The following is a 3,276-nucleotide window of genomic DNA, read 5'->3' as shown; positions in this document are numbered from 1 at the left end:
GCCGGGGCCCCGACGGAACCGGTGCCGGCGGCGTTCACGTCGCCGGTGCCGGCGTCGCGGTGGGTGCCGTACCAGTCGTCAGCACCGTCGACGGGAGCGGACATGCCCTGCTGGGCGGCGGCAGTGCGCTCGGCCTGGCCCCACTTCGGCAGGGGCTCCGGCGACGGCTTGCCCGCGACGTGGCCCGGCTCGGCGATCCCGGTCTCCAGGAACTCCATCACGAGCTTGTCGATGGCCTCGTTGCCCATGCGGAAGGTGCCGTGGTCGCCGCCACCGACGGTGACCAGTGCGCCACCCATGGCCTCGGCCACGCGGTGCGCGCCGGCGATGGGGGTGATGGCGTCGTCCTCGGAGTGCAGCACCAGCGGCTTCTCGTCGAGGGCGTCACCGTTGGGGCTGATGGTCTTGGCGACCGGCTGCCAGCCCACGCAGTCGTCGCCGGCGGCCTCGACGGCGGCGCGGGCGGTGAGGCGGTTGCCGCCGGTGTACTTGTCGGCCTTGGCCGCGATGACTCCCAGCTGGTCGGCCGGGGCAGCGGTCTCGTTGCAGGTGATGATCGAGTTCATCTCGATGTCGGTGCGGTACACCGGCGAGCGGTTCTCCTGCGCGGCCAGCATCAGGGCCACGGTCTCGTAGTCGGCACGCGCGATGGTGCCGCCGTCGTTGTAGTACTTGAGGACGTGGGCGAGCATCGGCCAGGCCTGCTCGGAGTAGGTGGCGCCGACCGTGGCGTCGTAGAGCCCGGTGGTGGCGTTGTTCGTCAGCCCCTGCAGCGCCGCGGCGCGGGCGAACCCCTCGACGCGTGCGCGGGCGGGGGCGGTCCCGTTGATCACGTCGAGCGCGGGCTTCTCGACGGCGCTGCCGCGGAGCTCCACGGGCAGGTCGCCGGTCTGCGCCGGCGGCGGGGTGAGGTTGGCGGGGCCGCCCACCTCCTGGTCGGTGACCCACTTCCAGGAGTGGAAGACCTTCAGCGGGGTGTCCCCGAGGCCGTAGTAGTCGTCGCGCTCGGCGATCCAGGCGAAGATGTCGTTGACCCGCTGCTCCTGGGCGAGCGCACCCTGCTCTGCCTGTGTGTTCCAACGCCAGTCGGGGTGGGTGTTGGAGTCCAGCACCATACGGCCGGTGGCCTCGGGGAACAGGGTGGCGAAGTCGGTGCCGATCGCGGTGCCGTAGGACACGCCCACGTAGTCGACCTCTGCCAGCTCGAGCGCCTCGCGGACCGCGTTCATGTCGCGGGCGGCGTTCTCGGTGGTCATGGACTTCATGTACTCGGGGTCGGTCCCGTAGCACGCGTCGTGGAGCGGGTTGACCGTGTTCGGGCCCACGTAGTCCACGTTGCAGACCATGGGATTGGAGCCGTACAGCCCGCGGGGCTGGACGGCCACGAGGTCGTGGTTCTCGTACAGGCCGGCCGGGTTGGCGCCGTCGAGGGCCGGGCTCCAGAAGTTCAGGGCGTAGTTGCCGGGCCCGCCGGGGTTGCCGAACACGGTGGAGCGCGCCTGGCCGGACGAGGCCTTGATGCGGGTGAGCGCGATCTGGGTCTTGGCGGCGTCGGGCGCGGTGTAGTCCACGGGGACCTCGACGGTTCCGCACTCGAGACCGGCGGGGACGTACTCGGCCTCGATGCCGAGCATCTCGGTACAGTCCTGCCATTCGACCTGGGCGGCCGAGGCCACTCCCGATCCCAGAAGTGCGATCGCTCCCACGACCGCGGTGGTGCCAACGAAAGTGCTGGAAGGCTGCACCGATCCCCGTTTCCCTGTGCTGTAGGCGTCACTCCGGCGAATCGGACGCATCGACCACTCATTTTTACGAGCGTCACATACGTCCGAACCGCCCCAAATGTAGCCTGTGGCGGACGCCACGACGCACCGCCCCGGGCACACTCAGAAAACCGTCATCCGATCGTTACCGCGGCGTTCGCTGCGCCCGAAAAAGCCCTGGCAGAAGTAGATCTGTCAGGATTCGACCCGGGGGGCGCGCCGGAGGACTGCGAGGGTGGTCAGGACCATCGTCAGCCCCGCCAGGACGGTCGCGGCCAGGAGCAGCCGGGGATCGGTGTAGATGCGTTCGATGCTGCCCTCGACGGGCGGGTCGATGACCGGCGGCGCGCCCGTCACGATGTCCCTGGCGAACCACCACAGCACCACGGCGAGTACAGCGCAGGCGACCGCGGCCACGCCGAGGCGACGCGAGTTCACTCGGGTCCCGGCTCGCGCGGGAGACCGTCGACAGCGCCGGCCAGGGCGGCGTGCAGGGCCGCGGGGTCGCGGGACCAGGCGCGGACCTCGCCCCCGGTGTCGAGTCGCAGACCCACAGCCGCCCGCCGGCGGGGCATCTCCCGCAGCTCGCCGAGGAGTCGGGCCGTCTCCCACGAAGCTACGGAGTCGTCGGCGGCGGGGAGGGGCAGCACCTCCTCGATCCGGCGCAGTTCGAGCTCCTCGGTGCCCTGGAGGTACACGTCGGGGGTCAGGCGGACACGACCGTGGACGCGGGTGGCGGCGATCATCACGCCGTGGCAGAGGGCGGTCGCGATCGCGCAGACGGTGAGCATCAGCCAGTGCACCGGGGCGCCGGTGGCGAGCTCGAACCCTGCGGCAGCGGCGCAGAACGCGGGCGCCGCGAGGATCCAGGCCCAGCTCCAGCCGTCCTCGGCGTACAGGATCGGCCCCTCGGGTTCGATTCCCGGCCGGGCGGCGGTGGGTTCACTTGCCGGCACGCGCGCCGCCTCCCGGGGTCGTGTACTGGATGGCCTCGGCCTTGTGCTGGCGCCACACGGCGGCTGCGGCGCACAGTCCGGCGAGGATCTGGAGGGCGATGACGACGAAGCTGATGACGTCTCCCCGCTCCCCCGCGGTCGCGACTCCGCCGAACACACCGATCACCACGGACACGGCGTCGACGACGAGGAAGATGGCGACGATGTCGAGCATCGTGCGGGCCCACCCCTTGCCCGCTCGCAGCCGGAAGGCCAGCCACACGGTGACGGCGGCGACGATGAGCGCCAGCACCGCCCCGGCCGCCAGAGCGATGGAGAACATGCTCTCGACGGAGACGTCAGCGGACCCGGTGTTGGCGACCGCGTCGCGGAAGGCGTCCCGCGTGGCGGTGGGCAGGTCCCCGAAGCTGGCGGTCGCGGAGTTGATCAGCATGCCGAGCAGTCCGAACGCGGCGGCGGCCAGCCACAGCACCCACGCGGTGTGGATCTCCTCCGGCGGCGGACCGGCCGGCTCGGCGGGCGGGGCGATGCCGGGGTCGGTGGGCGGCTCGCCGGGC

At 71.5% G+C, this 3,276-nt stretch carries 4 protein-coding genes; all 4 read right to left on the bottom strand.

Annotated elements, in window-relative coordinates:
- A partial coding sequence (locus G6024_RS15220) for an alpha/beta fold hydrolase (RefSeq protein ID WP_235027934.1) occupies nucleotides 1-1,706 on the bottom strand: 1,706 nt, incomplete at its 3' end.
- 252 nt (nucleotides 1,707-1,958) lie between these two features.
- On the bottom strand, nucleotides 1,959-2,201 hold the full coding sequence (locus G6024_RS15215) for a hypothetical protein (protein ID WP_159149089.1): 243 nt from the start codon (nucleotides 2,199-2,201) through the stop codon (nucleotides 1,959-1,961).
- Nucleotides 2,198-2,719, bottom strand: coding sequence for a transport-regulating membrane protein Mce1N (locus G6024_RS15210; protein WP_067713622.1), 522 nt, complete (start codon nucleotides 2,717-2,719; stop codon nucleotides 2,198-2,200). Before G6024_RS15210 ends, G6024_RS15215 begins: the two co-directional genes overlap by 4 nt.
- Nucleotides 2,706-3,248 carry a hypothetical protein gene (locus tag G6024_RS15205; RefSeq protein ID WP_069389511.1) on the bottom strand — a complete coding sequence of 181 codons (543 nt, stop codon included), beginning with the start codon at nucleotides 3,246-3,248 and terminating at the stop codon, nucleotides 2,706-2,708. Before G6024_RS15205 ends, G6024_RS15210 begins: the two co-directional genes overlap by 14 nt.
- Nucleotides 3,249-3,276 lie beyond the last annotated feature (28 nt).

This window comes from Dietzia maris (assembly GCF_014144855.1).
In the GTDB taxonomy this organism is placed as follows: Bacteria; Actinomycetota; Actinomycetes; order Mycobacteriales; family Mycobacteriaceae; genus Dietzia; species Dietzia kunjamensis.
The sequence above is the reverse complement of the archived record's forward strand: the minus strand, read 5'-3'. Positions and strand labels throughout refer to the sequence as shown.